18 protein-coding genes are annotated in these 18,562 nt (G+C 54.5%); 9 read left to right on the top strand and 9 right to left on the bottom strand.

The genetic code is table 11. The annotated features are described in order from the left end of the window. Positions 1 to 75: 75 nt before the first annotated feature. The 3 genes from D3P09_RS05965 (at position 76) to D3P09_RS05955 (ending at position 3,698) form a co-directional block, all read left to right on the top strand. Positions 76 to 1,338 carry an S-layer homology domain-containing protein gene (locus D3P09_RS05965; RefSeq protein WP_120107996.1) on the top strand — a complete coding sequence of 421 codons (1,263 nt, stop codon included), beginning with the start codon at positions 76 to 78 and terminating at the stop codon, positions 1,336 to 1,338. Positions 1,339 to 1,698: 360 nt separating this feature from the next. Next, the gene (locus D3P09_RS05960; RefSeq protein ID WP_120107994.1) at positions 1,699 to 2,448 is read left to right on the top strand and encodes an ABC transporter ATP-binding protein; all 750 of its coding nucleotides are present in this window, start codon (positions 1,699 to 1,701) and stop codon (positions 2,446 to 2,448) included. Next, positions 2,448 to 3,698, top strand: a complete 1,251-nt coding sequence (locus tag D3P09_RS05955; protein ID WP_120107993.1) for an ABC transporter permease — start codon at positions 2,448 to 2,450, stop codon at positions 3,696 to 3,698. Before D3P09_RS05960 ends, D3P09_RS05955 begins: the two co-directional genes overlap by 1 nt. Positions 3,699 to 3,779: 81 nt before the next feature. Here D3P09_RS05955 and D3P09_RS05950 read toward each other — a convergent pair whose 3' ends face one another. After that, positions 3,780 to 5,078, bottom strand: coding sequence for an aminotransferase class I/II-fold pyridoxal phosphate-dependent enzyme (locus D3P09_RS05950; protein WP_120108562.1), 1,299 nt, complete (start codon positions 5,076 to 5,078; stop codon positions 3,780 to 3,782). 240 nt (positions 5,079 to 5,318) lie between these two features. Here D3P09_RS05950 and D3P09_RS05945 point away from each other — a divergent pair, with 240 nt between their 5' ends. Together D3P09_RS05945 and D3P09_RS05940 are read left to right on the top strand one after the other, a co-directional pair. Then, a complete protein-coding gene (locus D3P09_RS05945) occupies positions 5,319 to 6,104 on the top strand; it encodes a helix-turn-helix domain-containing protein (RefSeq protein WP_120107991.1) in 786 nt (261 codons plus the stop codon). A 158-nt stretch (positions 6,105 to 6,262) separates the two neighbouring features. Beyond that, entirely contained in the window at positions 6,263 to 6,973 is a 711-nt protein-coding gene (locus tag D3P09_RS05940; protein ID WP_120107990.1) for a DUF421 domain-containing protein, read from the top strand. Between the two features lie 80 nt (positions 6,974 to 7,053). Here the strand turns inward: D3P09_RS05940 and asd are convergent, their stop codons facing one another. Next, positions 7,054 to 7,839 (bottom strand): archaetidylserine decarboxylase, encoded by a 786-nt coding sequence (gene asd / locus D3P09_RS05935; RefSeq protein WP_120108560.1) that lies wholly within the window; start codon positions 7,837 to 7,839, stop codon positions 7,054 to 7,056. Between the two features lie 130 nt (positions 7,840 to 7,969). On the opposite strand from asd, the gene D3P09_RS05930 reads away from it, so the two are divergent. From D3P09_RS05930 to D3P09_RS05920, 3 genes are all read left to right on the top strand, one after another. Next, positions 7,970 to 8,257 (top strand): hypothetical protein, encoded by a 288-nt coding sequence (locus tag D3P09_RS05930; protein ID WP_120107988.1) that lies wholly within the window; start codon positions 7,970 to 7,972, stop codon positions 8,255 to 8,257. 70 nt (positions 8,258 to 8,327) lie between these two features. Further along, entirely contained in the window at positions 8,328 to 9,011 is a 684-nt protein-coding gene (locus tag D3P09_RS05925) for an HAD family hydrolase (protein ID WP_120107987.1), read from the top strand. Between the two features lie 294 nt (positions 9,012 to 9,305). Beyond that, entirely contained in the window at positions 9,306 to 10,544 is a 1,239-nt protein-coding gene (locus D3P09_RS05920; protein WP_120107985.1) for a chitinase, read from the top strand. A gap of 226 nt (positions 10,545 to 10,770) precedes the next feature. Here the strand turns inward: D3P09_RS05920 and D3P09_RS05915 are convergent, their stop codons facing one another. Genes D3P09_RS05915 through D3P09_RS05890 form a run of 6 tightly spaced genes read right to left on the bottom strand, consistent with a single transcriptional unit; the run spans position 10,771 to position 17,514 of the window. Further along, positions 10,771 to 11,910, bottom strand: coding sequence for a YheC/YheD family endospore coat-associated protein (locus D3P09_RS05915; protein ID WP_120107984.1), 1,140 nt, complete (start codon positions 11,908 to 11,910; stop codon positions 10,771 to 10,773). Continuing rightward, the gene (locus D3P09_RS05910; RefSeq protein WP_165867317.1) at positions 11,867 to 12,364 is read right to left on the bottom strand and encodes a GNAT family N-acetyltransferase; all 498 of its coding nucleotides are present in this window, start codon (positions 12,362 to 12,364) and stop codon (positions 11,867 to 11,869) included. The genes D3P09_RS05915 and D3P09_RS05910 overlap by 44 nt, the downstream gene beginning before the upstream one ends. Position 12,365: 1 nt before the next feature. Further along, positions 12,366 to 13,526, bottom strand: coding sequence for a YheC/YheD family endospore coat-associated protein (locus tag D3P09_RS05905; protein ID WP_120107980.1), 1,161 nt, complete (start codon positions 13,524 to 13,526; stop codon positions 12,366 to 12,368). After that, positions 13,523 to 14,899: a YheC/YheD family endospore coat-associated protein gene (locus tag D3P09_RS05900; RefSeq protein ID WP_120107978.1), complete on the bottom strand. Its 1,377-nt coding sequence runs from the start codon at positions 14,897 to 14,899 to the stop codon at positions 13,523 to 13,525. The genes D3P09_RS05905 and D3P09_RS05900 overlap by 4 nt, the downstream gene beginning before the upstream one ends. A gap of 51 nt (positions 14,900 to 14,950) precedes the next feature. After that, positions 14,951 to 16,120, bottom strand: a complete 1,170-nt coding sequence (locus D3P09_RS05895; RefSeq protein ID WP_120107976.1) for a YheC/YheD family endospore coat-associated protein — start codon at positions 16,118 to 16,120, stop codon at positions 14,951 to 14,953. Positions 16,121 to 16,131: 11 nt separating this feature from the next. Continuing rightward, on the bottom strand, positions 16,132 to 17,514 hold the full coding sequence (locus D3P09_RS05890; protein ID WP_120107974.1) for a YheC/YheD family endospore coat-associated protein: 1,383 nt from the start codon (positions 17,512 to 17,514) through the stop codon (positions 16,132 to 16,134). A 225-nt stretch (positions 17,515 to 17,739) separates the two neighbouring features. On the opposite strand from D3P09_RS05890, the gene D3P09_RS05885 reads away from it, so the two are divergent. After that, positions 17,740 to 18,057, top strand: coding sequence for a hypothetical protein (locus tag D3P09_RS05885; protein WP_120107973.1), 318 nt, complete (start codon positions 17,740 to 17,742; stop codon positions 18,055 to 18,057). A 100-nt stretch (positions 18,058 to 18,157) separates the two neighbouring features. Here D3P09_RS05885 and D3P09_RS05880 read toward each other — a convergent pair whose 3' ends face one another. Beyond that, on the bottom strand, positions 18,158 to 18,511 hold the full coding sequence (locus tag D3P09_RS05880) for a helix-turn-helix domain-containing protein (protein WP_120107971.1): 354 nt from the start codon (positions 18,509 to 18,511) through the stop codon (positions 18,158 to 18,160). Between the last annotated feature and the right edge of the window lie 51 nt (positions 18,512 to 18,562).

Here is an 18,562-nt window from a genome sequence, read left to right as displayed (position 1 = left end):
GAGTCCCTCCGAAAGGTATGGGCGAAGGTAAAAAGCGGTATTTCCCGCAATCGTTCAAAAGGAGAGTGGCTTTTTATGTCTAAGATGAAAATGTTGAAAAAAACAGCGCTGTCGGCTACGGCGCTAGCGATGTTGGCAACAGGAGCAACCACCGCCTTTGCTGACGGGAAGCACAATAATAACGGTAATGGCAAGTGGAAATCGGAATATGAGCAAAACAAGAATAAGGGCAACGGCAAAGACGATAAAAAGGATAAAGATAACGGCAAAAAAGAAATTAAAGTAACATGGAAATTCGAAGATGAGGAAGATTTGCAATGGGCGCTGGAATACATCATGCGCCTGGCTTCCAAAGGCGTATTCACGGGCTATGAGGACGGCACGTTCAAGCCGAAGCAAAAAATCTCCCGCATCGAGACGCTTACAGCTGCAGTTCGTCTGATGGGCCTGCGGGAGCAAGCTGAATCCGCGGAGGAAATGAATACGGAGCTGCATTTCAAGGATGCGGACAAGCTGAAGAAGAAATATCCTTGGGCTGTCGGCTACGTTGCGGTAGCGCTTGAGAACGACCTGTTCTTTGAGACAGACACAGAGATCAAGCCGGAGCAAAACGCGACTCGGCTGTGGTCGACCATCTTGCTGATCAAAGCGCTCAAGCTGGAGAATGAAGCAAAAGCGCTGAACAACACAAAGCTGGACTTCAAGGATGCGCATGAGATCCCTGCCGGCGCTGTAGGCTATGTAGCGCTTGCGCTGCAGAAGGGCATTATTACCGGCTACGATGACAAGCATGGCAACAAGACCTTCCGTCCGAACCAGCCGGTTTCTCGCGCCGAGCTTGCTGCATTGCTTGACCGTACGGACGGTGAAATGCCGGATCACGACGCGCAAGCCATCTCTGGCGAGCTGAAAGCTGCTCCTGCGGGCGGCAAGCTTACGCTCGTGAAGCCGGACAAAACGGAATTGACGCTGGATATCGACCCAACCGTCTTCATCTTCCGTGACGACAAGAAGGCGCCGATCAGCGCTCTGCAAGCTGGAGACAAGCTGTTCCTGCGTACTTACCAGAACAAAGTGGTCTTCATTGAAGTAACGGAAAACGGCCCAGTTAACACTGCATTCACTCAACTTGGCGTAATCAACACGCTGGGCTTCAATTCCCAGGCCAAGCTGTCGACTATCTCAATCAATCCGGCTGACGGCACTCAAAACTCCGTTCTAATCTATAACGTCGATCCTAACGTTACCATTGTAGGCGACGCATCTAAGCTTAAGAACGGCCAGCTCGTCCAAGTGAAGGGCGACAAAAACATCGTAAAATCGATTGAAATCAAATAATATTCTTATTCATAGCGTGGCGGTGCCGGGAGCAATTCCTGGCATCGCCATTTCTTTGTTTCCGGGCGAAAGCTGCGGGGGTTTGTTTTTCGTCTTTCATTGTGACGTATGGCAGGAGCAAACGGAGCAAGATCTGTTCTGGAGAAGCGTTAGCGTTCGCCTTTGTATCTGGATTCCAACATTGAGATAATAGTTCAGGGAATCCAGATACAACAGCGATCGGAAGAATAGATCTTGCGCAGTTTGTGTTTTGCCATATGAGGTTGTGTTCTCAGCCACGCCTAATTTTGAAATTGTGCGCCAGATTCGGTATGCTAATTAATAGGAAGGCGATTATTGGAAGGCAGAAGGTGAAATGATATGGAATCCATATTAAAGGTCGAGCAATTGACCGGCGGGTATAGCCCGCGCAGACCGGTGCTTCATGATCTCAACTTTGAGCTGAAGGCCGGCGAGATGGTCGGACTGATCGGATTGAACGGCGCAGGGAAAAGCACGACAATCAAGCATATATTGGGGCTGATGAATCCCCACCAGGGCCAGATCAAAGTAGCAGGCGTCACGCTGAATGAATCGCCGCAGCAATACCGCTCGGCATTCGCTTACGTGCCTGAGACCCCGGTGCTCTTCGATGAGCTGACCGTGGAGGAGCATCTGCGGCTGAGCGGAATGGCGTACAACGTTCCGGGCGGCGACTATGAGGACCAGGCGTCAAAGCTGCTGGAGCAATACCAGATGGTGCCTAAGCGGAAGGCATTTGCTTCGCATCTGTCCAAGGGCATGAAGCAAAAGGTGATGATTATGAGCGCCTTGCTGGCTTCGCCGCCTCTGTACATAATCGACGAGCCGTTCCTGGGACTGGACCCGCTCGGGATTCGCTCGCTGCTTGATCAGCTGGTGGAAGTGAAGCGCAGCGGCGCGGCGATTCTGATGAGCTCGCATATCTTATCTACGGTAGAAGCCTATTGCGACCGGTATATTGTCATGCATCATGGCAAGATTGCGGCTCAGGGCGATCTGGATGATGTCAGGCGCACAGCCGGAATGGATGCCGGGAACGGAACGCTGGAGGATGCCTTCTACAAGCTGGTAGCCGGAGGCGTAAGCTGATGACTTCCGCTAATCACGAGCCGGCGTCAATCTGGCGAACCCGGGCCAGAGACTTCCGGAATGAAATCAAGCCGTATATCCGCTATATGGCGATGAGCGGTTTCCCGTCTTTCTTGTCGCTGGTTCTTATCGCATCGGCAATCGGATATTTCACCCTGCTGCGGGATGTGCCAGCAGACTTTCCAATTGTTCAAGTCGGTGTTATTGTATTGACGCCTGTATTATGCTGGAGTCCGATGCGTACCTATCTGGCGGCAGCAGATGTTGTCTATCTCATGCCGAGGGAGCATGAGATGGGGCCTTATCTTCGATCCTCCTTCCAGCGCACGATCTTGAAGAGCGTTTTTCTCGCAGCGGTGGTTATGCTGCTATTCTTGCCTATCTACCGTCAAGCAGGTGCGGGAAGCGAGATGGTGTGGATCATCCTTGCCGCGCTAGTACTGAAAGCAGCCAATGCGGCTGGCGGCTGGCAGGAGCGCAAGCTGGCCTGGAACAGCATAAGGCTGCTGCTGCGATCGGCGAGATGGCTGCTTACGGCACTTGCTGTTGCGGCTTGGCTTACAGCAATGCCGTGGCAAGCGCTGCTGTTCACTGTATTATGCGCAGCGCTTGCATGGCTGTGCTACCGTCTGCCGCAGCGGCACCGATTGCCGTGGGAGAGGCTGATTGCGGAAGAGGCAGTGACCCGCAGACGTTATTACGCGTTTTTTGGCCTGTTCATCGATGTGCCGGTGCTTCCGTCCAGCATCAAGCGCAGAGCGTACTTGTCCTGGCTGCTGCCGCGAATTCCCTTCGTACATCGCTATACGTTCAACTATCTGTTCAGCGCTACGCTGTTCCGCTCGGAGATCGGCGGCATACTGATTCGCCTGCTTCTGCTTGGGGCGCTTGTCAATTATATGACTGCCGATGCGGCTTCCTTATCGGGATGGGTGACCGCATTTGTATACGCCCTGTTCGGCATCGTATTCAGCTTGCAGCTTGGCGGGCTTCGCAGCGTGCATCGTTATTCCGTATGGAAGCATGTCTATCCGCTTCCCGAAGACAAGCAGACGGATCAATTGGTACAGGTGGATCGGGCCGCGCTTTCCGCAGGCTTGCTGCTGCTCTGGCTGCCGGCAGCTCTGCCGCTGCTGCTGAAGGGGATTTCAGCTCCGCCTATTGCAATGCTGATCGGCGCGCTGGCGTATGTGGCCATTCGTCCAATGCGTCTGCGGCGGAAGGTCAAGTCGGATGCCGACGAAGACTAGAATGGAGATATAAAGAGAACAGCCCTGGGGCATATGCCCCAGGGCTGCTGTTGTCTATAAATGAATGAAAAAAGGTCTATCTTACCGTGCGGACACTTCAGTTACCGCTTTGTGGATCGTGTCGAACAGCTCTTCCAGGTACTCTTCCTCGATACAGGAGAACGCGACGCGAAGATCTGTTTCGCCGAGAGCGATAGTGCCGATGCCATAATCGTTCAGCAGATGCTGGCGTACATCCTCCGCAGATACTTTCGTCAGCTTCAGACACATAAAGTATCCGGAGTTGAACGGGTAGTATTCCCATGTATCGCCGTAACGGCCGCTGTCCAGCAATGACTTGACGCGATTGGCGCGGCCCTTCATGATGTCGAACTTCTCGGCCTTCTGCGCTTCGAAATCAGGCGATTGCAGCGCGTGCAGCACGAAGGTCTGCGACGGATGCGGACCGCTGGAGATCGTCGAGCGGATAATGCCCAGCGTCTTCTGCTCCAGAGCAGCCAAAGTTGCTTGCGACTCGGAAGCGTAGGTGATGAATCCGACGCGGAAGCCCCATACGTATTCTTCCTTCGTCGCGCCATCAACCTTCACCGCAAGAACGCGCGGATGAAGCGCGGCCAGCTTCGAGAACATCGACTCCTGCACCGAATCTTCAAAGAACAGGCCGAAGTAGGCATCGTCAGTCACGGCAACGACATGAATGCCTGCTTCTGCAGCTTCGCGGATAGCCGCGATGATTTCGTCGCATTCCCGAACGCCAGGGGTATAACCAGTCGGATTGTTCGGGAAATTCAGAAGCACAATAGCCTTGCCTTTGCCCTGCTGGGCCAGCAGCGCTTCGCGCAGGCCGGCGCTGTTGAACTGCATGCTTTCATTATACAGCGGGTATTCTACAATCTCCGCGCCGCGGCGGACGCCGAAGGTCAGCTCGTAGTTTTCCCAGTTTTTGTTCGGGATGACGACAGCATCCCCTTCATCGGCGAACAGGTCGGCTACGATGCTCAGTCCGTGAGTGAGCGCGTTCGTCACGATCGGATTGCCGAAGCTGACGCCTTCAAGCGACGGATTGTCCTTGAACATCTTGGCGCGCCAAGCGCTCCGCAGCTCAGGCTTTCCGGCCGGTGGTGCATATTCATATATATCCTTCGGATTATAGGCGCTAAGCGTATCTTGAATGAGCTTGAGATGCATTGGCTTGCCGCCTTCTGTAGCGATGCCGATGGTCGCATTAAACTTGCTTGCCTTCGTCTTCGCTTCAGCAGATTGGCTGAGAATGCCTTCTTTTGGGAAATAGATCGCTTTACCTAGATTTGACAACATAGCGTAGACGTCCGGGCTCTCCTTCTGCAACGTCTCATTTAATTGCTGTGCCAGTGGGTTCATGGATTTCATTCCATCCTTCCGAATTCAATCGTTATTGTACTTCTAATGTTCGTGATATTATACCATTTTTGTCCGCAGCAAACCATTCGCGTTTGTGAATAATTTTCGGATTTTCGCAAGCGCGGCTTATAGTCCTTCTATTGATTGATGGCGTTAATCCACTATAATAAAGGAAGGAAGCGCTGTGATATCGCCACTTCCAGCGATTAAAGCAGCGCAAGATGCGAGGGAGGATCCACTATGCTTCATATATCGCCCGATTCGCTAGGACTGCAGCCAGCCTTCGCCAAAATTTCTTGCGAGCCCGGCTGGAGATGGGCCAGACGCGAAAAGCCGATGGCGAATTATGACTTGTTCTATGTCTGGAGCGGAGAAGGAGAGGTTGAAGTCAACGGCGTCCATTACAAGGTGGGCCCGGGAAGCTGCTTTCTGTTCCGGCCAGGGGATTATACAAGTGCAACGCATAACCCGCAGAAGCCCCTTGTGCTTACTTATATTCACTTTTCGGTTAATGGTGAGGTAGACCATGTGCCGGAGCGGTATCGCATTCTGGACGAGACGGTCGACTTCGAATATATGCTGTCCAGATACGTCCGGCTGTTCCTGGTCCAGACGTATGCTGCCGAGGAGGAAGCCAAGGTTGTGCTCAAGGCGCTTCTGATCCAGCTGCTGCGGGCGGACAACCATGCCCCGGTGGAGAAGAAGGCCAGCAATCAATTGACCGAAGCCATCCATGAGATTGCGAATTACATCCGGCAGCATCCGGGCGTTCCGCACCGGATAGAGGATTTGGCTATGCGAGCCCAGTTGTCCCCCCGTTATTTCTCCATGAAATTCAAAGAAATGGTCGGCATGTCCGTCCAGACCTATATGATCCGCACCCGGATCGAGCGCGCGCAGCATCTGCTGATGCATGCGGGCATGAACGTGACGGAAGTGGCCGATGCGCTCGGTTACCGGGATATATTCTTCTTCAGCCGCCAATTCAAGCAATATACGGGTCGAAGCCCGTCAGAAATCAGGTGATTGGCGCACTGTCTCATGTATGAGAGCCGCAATCTATGGATTGGGCTCTTTTTTTATGGCCGGCCGGGCCCATTATTTGGAATATGTCTATTCTGATCCGATCATACTGAAACCGAGGAGAGCATGCGAAGATTAGACCAAACAGGAGGAGACGGGATATGCACGAATACATTCATATTTTTCTAAGGAGCATGGCGGCTTTTATTTTTCTGCTGCTTATAACCAGGCTGCTTGGCAAGCAAACGCTCTCCAATATGAACTTCCATGAATTTGTTACTGCAGTTATTTTGGGTGCGATCGGAGCAAATTTTGCCTTTAATGAAAAGATAAAGGTTATCCATATGCTTATTTCGCTCATCGTATTTACAGGGACCTCTTATTTGCTCGCCAAGCTGCTGGTCCGCAACAGAACTATTCGCAAGTGGACTGAGGGCACCCCTACCGTCCTGATAGAAGACGGCAAGATTTTGGAGGAGAATCTAAAGAAAAACAATCTGACGCTTGACTCGTTGAATCAATTGCTGCGGCAGAAAGATATTTTTGATATTGGCGAGGTGGACCACGCTTTTCTGGAGCTGAACGGCAAAATATCCGTTATGAAAAAAGATGAGCACCGCCATGTGACGCTTAAGGATTTGAAGCTGGAGGCAAAAGCGAATAAGCCTGTCCCGATCGAGCTGATAATGGACGGGCAAATTTTGGAGGCGAATTTGGAGAACAATGACATCTCCCGCGATTGGCTTCAGAAGGAGCTTAAGGCGTTAGGCAAGACATCGAGGGATGTTTTTTACGCTGTGAAGGGGAGCAACGGGCAGCTGTATTTGGATTTATTCAAAGATGGCATCCGGCATCCTATAGACATTGAATAATTGTCTATAAAAGAACGGCGGCACCGGATAACCAGGCGCCGCCGTTCTTTTATTAGATATTGTATAGCCTGCAAGCGAGGCTACAATCTCAGTTCGCCAAGGGATTCGCCCATTCGAACCTTCGAGCCAAGCTTCAAATCCGGGCGCGGCGTGAACGTATCCTCTTCCAGCAGGAGCACAACCGTCGATCCGAATTCGAAATAGGCAAGCTCGGCGCCTTTCTCTACCGTTTGCGGCAGCGGAGCGGCGTATTTGATGCTGCTGACATTCATCGCTCCGACTTTGACGACGGCGGCTTCACCGCCCGCATGGCGGATATAGGTGATCAGGCGTTCATTCCGGCTCAGCACCCGCTTCATGTGCTTCAGGCCGAAGTCGTTGACGGGATACACCTTTCCCGGAATATGTACATTCTCCGTAACCGTCCCCGTAACCGGAACGTGAATGCGGTGATAGTCTGTCGGGCTTAAGTAAAGAACCATATAATAACCGTGATAATAGCTTCTTGCTCTCGGCGAACCGTTCAGGAGCTCATCGACGGTATAGTCTTGTCCCTTAATATTCATCATTGTGCCCGCGGTGATAGGCCCAAGTCCGGTAATGACCGCATCAACCGGGCTTGCGAGCGTCGCAGGGCCGGAATCGATCAATCTCATGCCGGGCTTCAGCCTGCGTGTGAAAAATTCATTCAACGTGCGATATTCCCGAAGCTCTTTCTCAGCTTCCTCCACTGCGATGCCATACAGCTTGGCAAATCGGGGAATCATAAGACGGCTTGCCGCAGATTGGGCGAATTTGCCGGTCAGGCGGGAGATCCATTTGCGGGAGCTAAGCTCCGTCATGGCGCGAAGCAGCCATTTGGTCATAGCGGCAACGTCACGTCCTTTCCTTGCGCTCACTTGCGCATGCATGCTTTGGCCGAAGGCCTTTGGTCCAAGACACAGTTTGACATAATCGGTTCATTTTATCAATAGCGGAGAAAAAGGAGGGAATCGCATGCTGTTCATTATTGCGGCAGGCTTGGCCGCTTCATCGCTCGTGTTTGCGGCTGCAGGAGGGAGATTTGAGAAGGCCAGAAGATCGCTTGATGCGCTTGGCTGCCTTGCGTCGTTTGTGTTTTTCGTTGCGGTAGCAGACGCGGTGCTGAAGACGCTGCTGGACGATACGGTGTTTATGACGGAGGTGCATCGTGTGCTCCTCAATCCCGCTTTTCTGATCAGCGGGGCATATTTGGGGCCGTATGGCGTCTCCCGCTTAGCCTTGCTTGCATGGCAGAGGAAGTAGCGCGAGGGTTGCGGTAACGGTCGGCATCCGATATGATAGATGGAATTTGGTTGAAAGGATGACGCATTTCATGAGGATTGGGCAACAAGGGCGGCCGGATGCCGTCATTTTTGATATGGACGGAACCTTATTTGAGACGGATAAGCTGCTGATTCCGGTACACGGGCGCGTATTCGGCACGCTGCGCGAAGAGGGGCTGTATATGGAGGAGGCGCCGCCTGCCGAGCGGCTGCTTGGTTGCCTGGGCATGCTGCTGGATGATATATGGCGCGAGATTATGCCGGGAAGCACGGAAGCGGCCCGCAGCCGGGCGGATGAGCTGCTGCTGCAATATGAGCTGGAAGGGCTTGCGGCGGGGGAAGGCGCACTGTATCCGCATGTCGGGGAGACGCTGCGAAAGCTAAAGGAAAGCGGCGCCAAATTGTTTGTTGCAAGCAATGGACTGGAGCATTATGTGAAGGGAGTTGCGGAGCATAAGGGCATTGCCTTGCTGTTCGACGGCATCTATAGTGCGGGCGAATACGAGACGGCAAGCAAGGTTGATCTGGTGGCAAGGCTGCTTCAAGATCATCAGCTTGGCTCGCAGCATTCGGTATGGATGGTCGGGGACCGTTCCTCGGATGTGGAAGCGGGACGCGGCAACGGCCTCGCGACAATCGGCTGCGCCTATGCGCGCTATGGCCGGGCTTCGGAGCTTGCGGATGCGGACGTGCGGATATCCGATTTCCGAGAGCTGCTGCAGCTCCGTCTGTAATAAGCGATCATGAACTGTCGAAATTCATTTCGACAGTTATTTTTTTGTATGCAGATGCGCCCGGATTTTATCCGTTCTCATAGTTCATTGGAAACATGGGATAATATACCATTTTGTCTAATTCGACGGCGGAAGGCATATGGACGGTCCCGCGTTGCCGGCTGACTTTGGAAGAAGCGATCGGAAATCGGCATATCGGCCTTTCTATGCAGGAGTTCGGCTCTATGTACAAGCGCGAGCCCCAGTGCGTATCTTTTAGTGGTAAACTATTTTTTTCGTAAAGGAGTCTTGTTCATGTTAAAACGCAATGAAACGCGTTCCCGCAACATGATCTACCGTACGGCTTGTTTATCGCTTGGCGCAGCGCTGCTGCTGACGCCGCTCGCCGCATCCGCTGCGCCGGGGCCGCAGCCTGTCATCAGCACAACAAAGCACGAAGTCGCGGCTGTATATGAGGGAAGCAGCTTGACTGTGGGCGAGAATCGCTTTCTGACGCGTCAGGAAATCCGCAGGGAATGGGACGGGATTGACCCGGACTATAAGCCTGACCAGGCTGTTCAGGCGGTGCGGGCGCTGTTGACGAAGCAGGACTTCGAGGCGCTGTTCCCGTACCGGCTCGGATCGAAGGCGTGGAAGGAAGTGGCCCAGGGCAAGGAATACTACAAAGAGAATCAGACCGATTACTTCTCTTATGAGAATCTGATCAACGCCGTTACAGAGGTGGCGAACATCAAGCTGAAAATCAGCACGCGCAAGGATGCCCCGGGCGTACAGGAAATCTACCGGCTGGACAAAGATGCCAGGATCGAGACGCTTGTCAGCCGCTCTTCCGATTTCAATTCTTCGAAAAACAAGAAGAAGGAAATTGAAACCGTTATCATTGATTTCGGCACCTTCCTGAAGGAAGGCTTCAAGAAAGACCGCAAGCGCGAGCTCGCGGCTTTCCTCGCGAACCTGTCCCATGAGACGGGCGGCGGCTGGGCGACAGCTCCGGGCGGCGAGCTGAAGTGGGGCCTCTTCTGGAATGAGAACATTGCGGGCAGAACAGGTGTCAATATGTCCGACTTCGTCGATCCGAACAGCGCGGAGCTGTATCCGGGCGCTGAGGGCAAGCGCTATTATGGACGCGGCCCGATCATGATGAGCTGGAACTTCAACTACGGGCTGTTCAGCTCTATTATCTATGGCGATAAGAGCGTGCTGCTGAACAAGCCGGAAATATTGGCGCAGGACGGCAAGATCGGCTATATGACGGCGATTCTGTTCTGGATGACGCCGCAGGATCCTAAGCCTTCCGCGCATGATGTCATCATCAACAAATGGAAGCCTACACAGGATCAGATCGACAAGGGCCTCGGCAACCGAGGCTTCGGCGTCACGATTATGGTGCTGAACGGCCTGGAGGCGAATCTCGGCGAGACGGACGGCAGCCCGGTGAAGCGCCGCGCGGGCCACTACCGCGATATTACGAAGCAGATGGGCGTTGATATTACGGGCGAGAAGGTGGATACGCTGGGGATGAAGCCATTCTGACAGGTTTGCGTCCCAAAAGCCGAAATAAGAGCGCCACGTAACGCTAATCGCGCCAAAAGGGCGGAAGCTGTCCGGAATTAATTGGCGACAGTAAGAGGACGTCCTTCTCGAACAATCAAAAGCCAAAGATGGCGATGCAGGATAACTCCCAGCACCGCCATCTCTTCATTTTCGCTTGTTCATTCATAAAGTGAAATGGCTATGCTGAAAAGCCTCTTTATATCAGTCACTTTTCATCGCGTCTTTCGGTCGTATTGCTGCCTTCCCTTGTTTTCATTGATCTGTATTTCCAAATCGCATACTCCAGCGGTCTTATGATGGCGCTGCGATAGACGTCGGATTCGCCTGCCCGAATAAATACCTCTCTGGCGGGCTTCGGATTGACCTCTATCATCCAGATGCGGCCCTTGCGGTCGATGGCAATATCGATGGCAAGCTCGCACAACGCATCATAGCATAGCTCCAGATACTGGGCGACGGAGACGCCGAAGCGCTCCACATCCGCTTTGATTTTCGCAATTTTGGCTTCATCCCCAATCCAGGACCGGAGCAAGGCATCCATCTTGACGGCCCGCCCGCCGCCGTGCAGGTTGGCGGTGATGCTGCCTGCCGCGCCAACACGGCCGGCGCAGCCCGTTACCTGCCATTGCCCGCTGCCGTCCTTCTGCACAAGCAGCCTGTAATCGTGGACGCGGCCATTCTTCAGCTTTAATTGTAGTCCTTGCTGCACGATGTAGCGGGTGTCCTTTACTTTCCAGCCGGATAGAAAGCCGCCAAGCTGTCCGGCATCCAGCCGCCGGGGCTGGATAATGCGCCTGGAGTGGTTTCTGCCCTGAATGAGCAGCTGGCCGCCCCGCTCCTTTTCGATACGGATAATGCCCCGTCCGCCAGTGCCGTTAATCGGCTTCAGATACAGCTGGTCGTACGTTTTGAGCATGTCTTTCACATCCTGGACACTTTCATAATAGCGTGTAGCCGGTAAGTACGGGCTGAACCGGGCATCTTTGGCTAATAGGGAATGGATCGTCCACTTATTGCGAAGCGGGCGATTGAGGAAGGTTTCATCTTGGTAGCGCGCCCTGAACTTCAGCAGCTGATCGAACCGGTGGGAGCGCTGAATCCGGCAGCGGTCGAAGATCATATCGGGGAAGTCCGTCCATCTCCGGTGCCAGGTGCGTGTCTCGGGATGATAAAATTGGGCTCTGATCCGGTTCCGCTTGTAATGCACATCCTCCGGTGTAAAGACGAAGACGTCAATGCCGAGCCGCCGGCCCTCCTCTGTCATCTTCCGGTAGTAGTCCCGCTCCTCCAGGGCGCCGGCGTCATTGAGATATAGCGTCAATATGCCCAGGACGGGCTGTGTCATGCTGAATTCCCCTTTCGAAACGGAGCGTCGACTTTCCGGTTGGCCCTTTGTGAATCGAGACGGCTTTCATGCCCAGTGAGAAGCAGAGAGCCATGCTGGGAATATTGTCGGCTGCGACATGGCAAGCCAGCCGGCCAAGCGCCTGCATCATGCGCTGCATAATTGCGCTGCCGGCGCCGGTTCTGCGGGACCCGGGATGAACGACAATAAGGCAGCCGCCATCCCCGCCGTCTGCGGCGAAGCCGAGGCCGGTGATCCGGCCTCCTGTCTTCGTAATGACGATTGCTGCTTTGCTATAGCCGCCCTCATCCGCCATAAGCCAGGACGGGTCCAGGCTGCGTAGCGCGTGAAGCGATGCAACTGTAATGCGTTTTTCCCCGAATCGAATAATAAAGCCAAGCAGCCTTCTCTTTTCTTTTATCCACATTTCAGGTGTCAGCAGCAGCAGCTCCACGTTACGCGCCTCCCGCTTGAGTCGATTTTTTCTTCCTTGCCAGATAAGCCCCGTACTGGAATATGCGCTCCAGCGATTTTTGCCTGATATGAGGCTCATCGAATTTCATCGGCTTGGAATTGGCTTCGAAAAACCACAGGTTTCCGTTGCTGTCGACGCCGAGATCCATCGACATTTCACCTAGGCGCTGGCCGGATGCCCGCTCGATCTGCCGGGCGATCGTCAAGGCGGCGAGCTTTGCTTTCTGCAATAGCTTATGAGCCTGATCCGAGCTGAATGAGTAGGTCAGCAGCTTCTCGGGATCCTCAATGCGGCCCCCTCGAGGCACATGCGTCGTAATGCTGCTTGCGCCTGCCAGACGGGCGCCCATGCCTGTCAGCTCCCAGTAGCCCCTGCGGTTCTTTTGCACAAGCGCCCTCAGGTCGAACCGGCGGTCGTTGACCGAGGCCAGCTGGATGCCTTGCTGCGCGATATAGGCTTCGCCGCCGCTTTGCTTCTGGATTCGAGTCCAGAGCTTCTGCAGGGAAGCGCAGCTGTAGGTGGAGCTGGATTTGTTTTCTTGTATTTTGAGGCGGTAAGGGAGGCTCTTCTCCCCGTGCACCTTGACGGTCATAATGCCTTTGCCGGCTTTTCCGCTTTCCGGCTTCAGGTAGAGGTAGCTGTGTTTGCGCATCAATTTGTCCAGCCCGCTGACGGTCATCAGCCGCCTGGTCGTCGGAATATACGGCCGGGTCAGCTTCGAGCGTCGCAGCCATTCGAACAGATCCCATTTATTGAAGAAGGCTGGGTTGAACAGAATGACGCGGGAGTGCTTCCGGCAGGCATTGATTTTTTGGCGGACCGCTGGCTGCACTTCGTTCTCGCGCAGCGGAATGCGGTTATAGATAATGTCGGGGAAGGGGACGAGCTGTTTCTGCCAGCCGCCCGCTTCTTTGCTGTAGACGTAGCCCCGCAGCATTTTCCGGCGCAGATGCAAGTTTTTGACGGTCAGTACATAAACTTGAAAACCTAATGATTGCCCGGTGCGGATCAGATCGGCGAAGTTCGAGCGGTTGCCGCGGAAGTCTCCTGCGGGGTCATCTACCGTCAAGATCGCCAGCACATAGCCTGAGGAACGCGGCGCATCTTTCACTTGCCGCTCATCCTGAATTAAGCTGTTCATAGGTTGGTACCTCCTTTGAATCGGCTCAAATACAGGCAGTGATCAAAGATATAGGAAATCGACGCCTTGCCTTCCGAGCGCAGCGACGGATGCTTGAAGATGGAGCGTCCCGGCTTGGCATTCGCTTCGAACATCCACACATTGCCGGATTTATCGATGCCGATATCGAGACCGAGCTCGCCGAGCCGATGCGGATAATTCCGCTCGATCGCCTCGGACAGCTTGACGGCAACGCCCTTCGCTTTCTCCAGAATCGCGCCGGCTTCGCTGCCGAAGGTGCGGCTGAGCGCCTGCTCGGGCGTCATGAGCGAGCCGCCGCTTTTGACATGCGTCGTAACGCTGCCGCGTCCTGCTTTCTTGGCGCCGATTCCTGCGGCGATCCATTGGTTGTTGCCGTTCTTGTGCATATGAAAGCGGAAGTCGAGCTGGCACTTGTCGATCTCGATCAGCCGGATGCCTTGCTGGGCGACATATTGGCTGAGCCGGGTGCCGTGACGGGCCTGCAGCATTTTCATCATGCTTTGGAAGGTGCTGTAGCGGGCAAGAATATTCTGGTTGCCCTTCCGATAGCGGACGAAGTAGCCGCGCTTCGGATTATAGGTCAGTCTGTAGATGCCGATTCCGAGACTGCCGCCGCCCGGCTTGTAATAGATGAAATGATGCTGCTCCAGCATCTCTTTCATTTTGGCCGGGGTGGGGTTGGATACGGATTCTGGCAGATGCGCCAGTCCCTCCGGATCATTGTCGAGCAGCTTGTAGACATCCGCTTTGTTAAGGAAGCTCCAGTTGAAAATCGGAATTTGCTTCTTCACGAATCGCTCCCGCACCGAGCTGATATACGGAGCGATTTCCGCCTTGCGGTTAGGAAGGCGGTTGTAGACGACATCGGGCAGAGGCACAATCTTGCGGTACCAGCTTCCGCTCGCATTCAGGAAGTAGCCGTTGACGGTCTCCTGCTGCCAGTTGATATCGCTTGGCGTAAAGCCGAACATATAAGCTTTGCGGTCGCCGGTGCGGAGAATCTGCTTGATGAAGCCCGAACGGGTGCCGAACGGGTAGCTTTCTGCCGGATGAATCGTATCGGTCAGAATGCCGACAAGCGGGCCAAGCTTGATTTCATTCTCTCCGGTGCTCATCAGATAGACATTGCCCGACTTTGGCACTTTGATGGAATGGCGGACGCCCGCGGACAAATAGATATGGTTGCCGAGGCGCTTTAACGGCTTGACGACAGCAGTAATGACTTCATTGCCCAGCTTGAGTTGGATCGACCGATTGCCGGTTAGCTTGAGCTCTCTGAGGAGCGGTCTGGACAAATAGACGATTTTATCGGACTGCTGTGAGAAGTGTACGTTGCAAGTTATCAAACTCATCGATGAACCTCCTGAACGTGTAAAGACCTCGGCCTGCCTGGAATAGGCCAGCTAACGCTGCGGCTGAAAAAGGTCATTTGCAAACTCGGATGCGGTAAAGGTCGGCGATAAACGGTCCTTCAAGTATCTGGCGTAACGAATCGGTCGTTCTATGGACTTAGCGTAAACGGTGTTCGGACCGGTCTGGCGCAAGGCTTCGCGGCCAGGCTTCGAATTGACTTCGAGCAGCCATATGGAGCCGTCCTGTTCGATCCCGAAATCCATCGCCAGCTCGCCAAACCTTCCGAAGCTATGCTCCAGCCGAATAGCTGTATGCCCACTTATTGTATGGATTTGGCGGAGTAAGTGTTCAGCCATAGGCTTGCCAAAATTGGCTGACAGCAAGGAATTGGCGTTCATCACTTCTCCGCCTCCATGCAGGTTGGATGTCAGGGAGCTGCGGCTGCCGACCCGGGCAGCCATGCCGGTCATGCTCCATTTGCCTTCCCCGTCCTTCTGCATCAGCACGCGTATATCGTAAGGCCGTCCATCGCTATCGCGAAGCTGGAGATAGGGCTGAATGAGGAAGGGAGAGTCTCCCATGAACCGGGATAGACGGGCCGCCAGCTCGGACAGATTCGGTAGGATACGCTCGAAGGGGCGGTTGCCGCGGGTTCTGCCCGTGACGCTTAGCGTATCGTCCCACAAAGACCGGCGGATGAGCAGCACGCCCCTGCCTTGCATGCCGGCGGCGGGTTTGATGACAGCGCGTCCTCCATGGGAGGCGAGGAACGGCTTCAGCTTCTCGGGCGTGTAGCGAAGCGTTGGCGGAATATGGCCCGCAAGCCTCGCGTCCCCGGCAAGCCGCTCGCAGACAATCGGCTTCGAAGGCAAGCTTCCGTTCAAGCGGCAGTGGGGCTTGCGAGCATGCATGGCCGAAAGCGCCGCTTCGCAGCGCATCCGGTCGCTTTTGGAATGATAGAAGGCTCTGTCGTACACGATATCGGGCAGCGTCACAGGCTGTCTCACCCAATCGCCACCCTGCCAGCGCCATCCGCTCAGCATGCCGGCGGCCTCATCGTAGTCCTCGAAGGAGAACAGATACGAATGAACAGACAGCCGGAAGGCAGCCTCGGACAGATCTCTGCACAGGCGCGGCTCCGGGGGGATGATGCGCCCCTCATGGGCAGGATTGTAAAAAGGTGCGGTCAGAATGCCCAGGTACAATATCGTGTGCTCCATAATGGCCTCCGTCAGAAACCCGCAAGGAAGCGGGCGTATTGGATCATCATGCGAACGGAAGGCCTGATCTTGCCTTCGTTCAGCGGCGTGTTGTCATTCTTGGACGGCTTGGAGTTGACTTCGAGCAGCCATACTCTGCCGCTTGTATCGAGCGCAAGGTCGATGCCCAGCTCTCCGAAGTGGGCGGGAATATTCGTATCGATGCCTTTGGCGATCTGAAGCGCCGCATTGCGGAGCCGTCCGGTCGCGTCCAGCCGGTTGATGTTGCTGTTCATATTGCACTTGGATACGGCGGCGGTAACTGTGCTAAGCGTCCCTCCACGCGCCAGATTGGACACAAAATGCTGGTTGCCCGCCGTCCGGGCGACGATGGAGGTAATGACCCATTTGCCTGTGGCGTTCTTCTGAACAAGCGCCCGGAAGTCCACCGGCCTCTTCTGAATCTCAATGAGCTGCAAGCCCTGCTGAATCTGGTAGCGAGCCGATTTCATCTTGGAGGAAATCGAGGCGTACAGCCGCGTCAGATTGGGATACACCTGCTTGCGGGAACCCGCGGGCGTGGCGTGGAGCGCCTGATAGCTTTCGCCCTCCAGATGCGAGATGCGGATAATGCCTTTGCCCAGGCTGCCTCTCGCCGGCTTGAGAAATACGTTGCTGTATTTGGCGCACATGCTCCGGAGCGTAGCGTAGCTGCGAAGCGAATGAGACTCCGGCAGGAAACGGCCGAGCGATTCATCCTTCTGAAGCGCTTCGAACACCTCGGTCTTATCCAGAAATTTTTCGTTGAAGAAAACGGTAGAATGATAGAGTTTAGTCTCTCTCATAAAGCGCTGGACTTCATGGCTGTTCTCCAGTTTGCGAGTCGTCAGGCGGTTGTTCACAATGTCTGGCGCGGGGAAGAGGCTTTGCTTCCATTCGCCGGAATAGGTCCAGCCCTCAACCTGGTCCGCACTCATTCCGATATGCTTAGGCGTGAAGAAATAGACATACGCGCCCTGCGCCTTGCAAGCTTCCACCAGCTCGCGGCAGAACATGGTAATGGTCCCGAACGGCTTATCCGGCGTCTGGGGGAAGTCCCGGCTCACGAGCACCCCGATGACCGGGCCAAGCGACAGCGTGCCAGTGGCAGGCTTGTAATTCATGCGCAGCTGGATGCGGGATGGAGAGCCGGAGGGTAAGCCCATTCTGGCTGCGAGCGACTGGCTGATGCGCATGCCGTCGAGCTTTGCGGCCGGAATCACTTTCAGATGCCGTCGGAAGGCGCCGAACTTAAGCTCTACATGCTGGCCTCTCGGGATCTTCCAATGCCTGATGTAGCCTTCTCCTAGCACGATCGTGTCTTCAGGCAGCTGTTTTGCGGCAATAACTTGTATCGCGACTTTCGTTCTGAGCATTTCTAATCTCCTTCCAAGCCAGAAGGTCATTCAGTGATGGGATCAAGGCCTGTAGGTGTTTTACACGAAGTAGTTCATCATATGAGTTTGCCTACAGGATGGTGAATGCGTGTTCGGGCCGAAGCGGGTCAAAACAGTCATAGTCTCCGGGGCGGGAGCATAGAATAGGGCAAATGGGACAAGGCGATGTTGTCCGACTTAAGAGGTACTAGGAGGGGGATCGGTATGGAGCGCAAGCGGAAATTGCCGGGCAAGGGCCGGCATGTCTTTTATCTCGCAGCGGCTGCTGGCATGCTTTTTTATGCATTGACCCAAATGGGGAAAACCGGCGGAGGCGGCGCCTCTCATCTGTTTTGGTATGTATGGCTCGGCTTTACGGCGGTCGTCATAGCGGCCAATGTGAATATGCTGCTTATGAGCGAGGGAAAGCGGGCGGAGATGGCACGCATCAAGCGCGCCAAGGCGCAGCGGTGGGAACGTGCCCTGGAGAAGAGGATTTCGAAGCGGGCGGAGGCATCGCAGCGGTCAAGGAGCAGAGGTTGAAAGAGCCGGATGCCGCAGCTTCAGCATGCATGGCAGAATTGGCAGACAATAAAAGGCCCCTATACGGGGCCTTTTTGCTGCATGGCAATTGGTGCTGGAGCTATTCCAGGTCTTTGAATTGGACGAGTTGCTTTACTAGTTTATAGACGGCTTCCTGTTCCTTGACGCTTAGCCCCGACAACTGGCTGGCAATCTTGTCCGCGTAGCGCACAGCCTCGCTTGTCTCTTCGGGCGGCTGCTCCGCTTGAATGTTCACGATCGTCTCCAGCGGCGTATGCAGCGCGGCAGCAATTCTGCTCAGAACGTCGATAGTCGGGTTTTTGTCGCCGCGTTCAACTTGTCCCATATAAGAAGCGTTAATATCCGCCCGCAGCGCCAGTTGTTCCTGGCTGAGCCCCTTGGCTTTGCGCAGCGTGCGTATGTTTTCGCCGACCAAACGTCCGATATCGCTCATAAAGTCACCTCAGCCTAACGATAAAAGGTTGAGCGTGGACCCTCAACGTTA

This window comes from Paenibacillus pinisoli, assembly GCF_003605435.1.
In the GTDB taxonomy this organism is placed as follows: Bacteria; Bacillota; Bacilli; order Paenibacillales; family Paenibacillaceae; genus Pristimantibacillus; species Pristimantibacillus pinisoli.
Note: the sequence above shows the minus strand (reverse complement) of the source record. Positions and strands in the feature narration are given on the sequence as shown.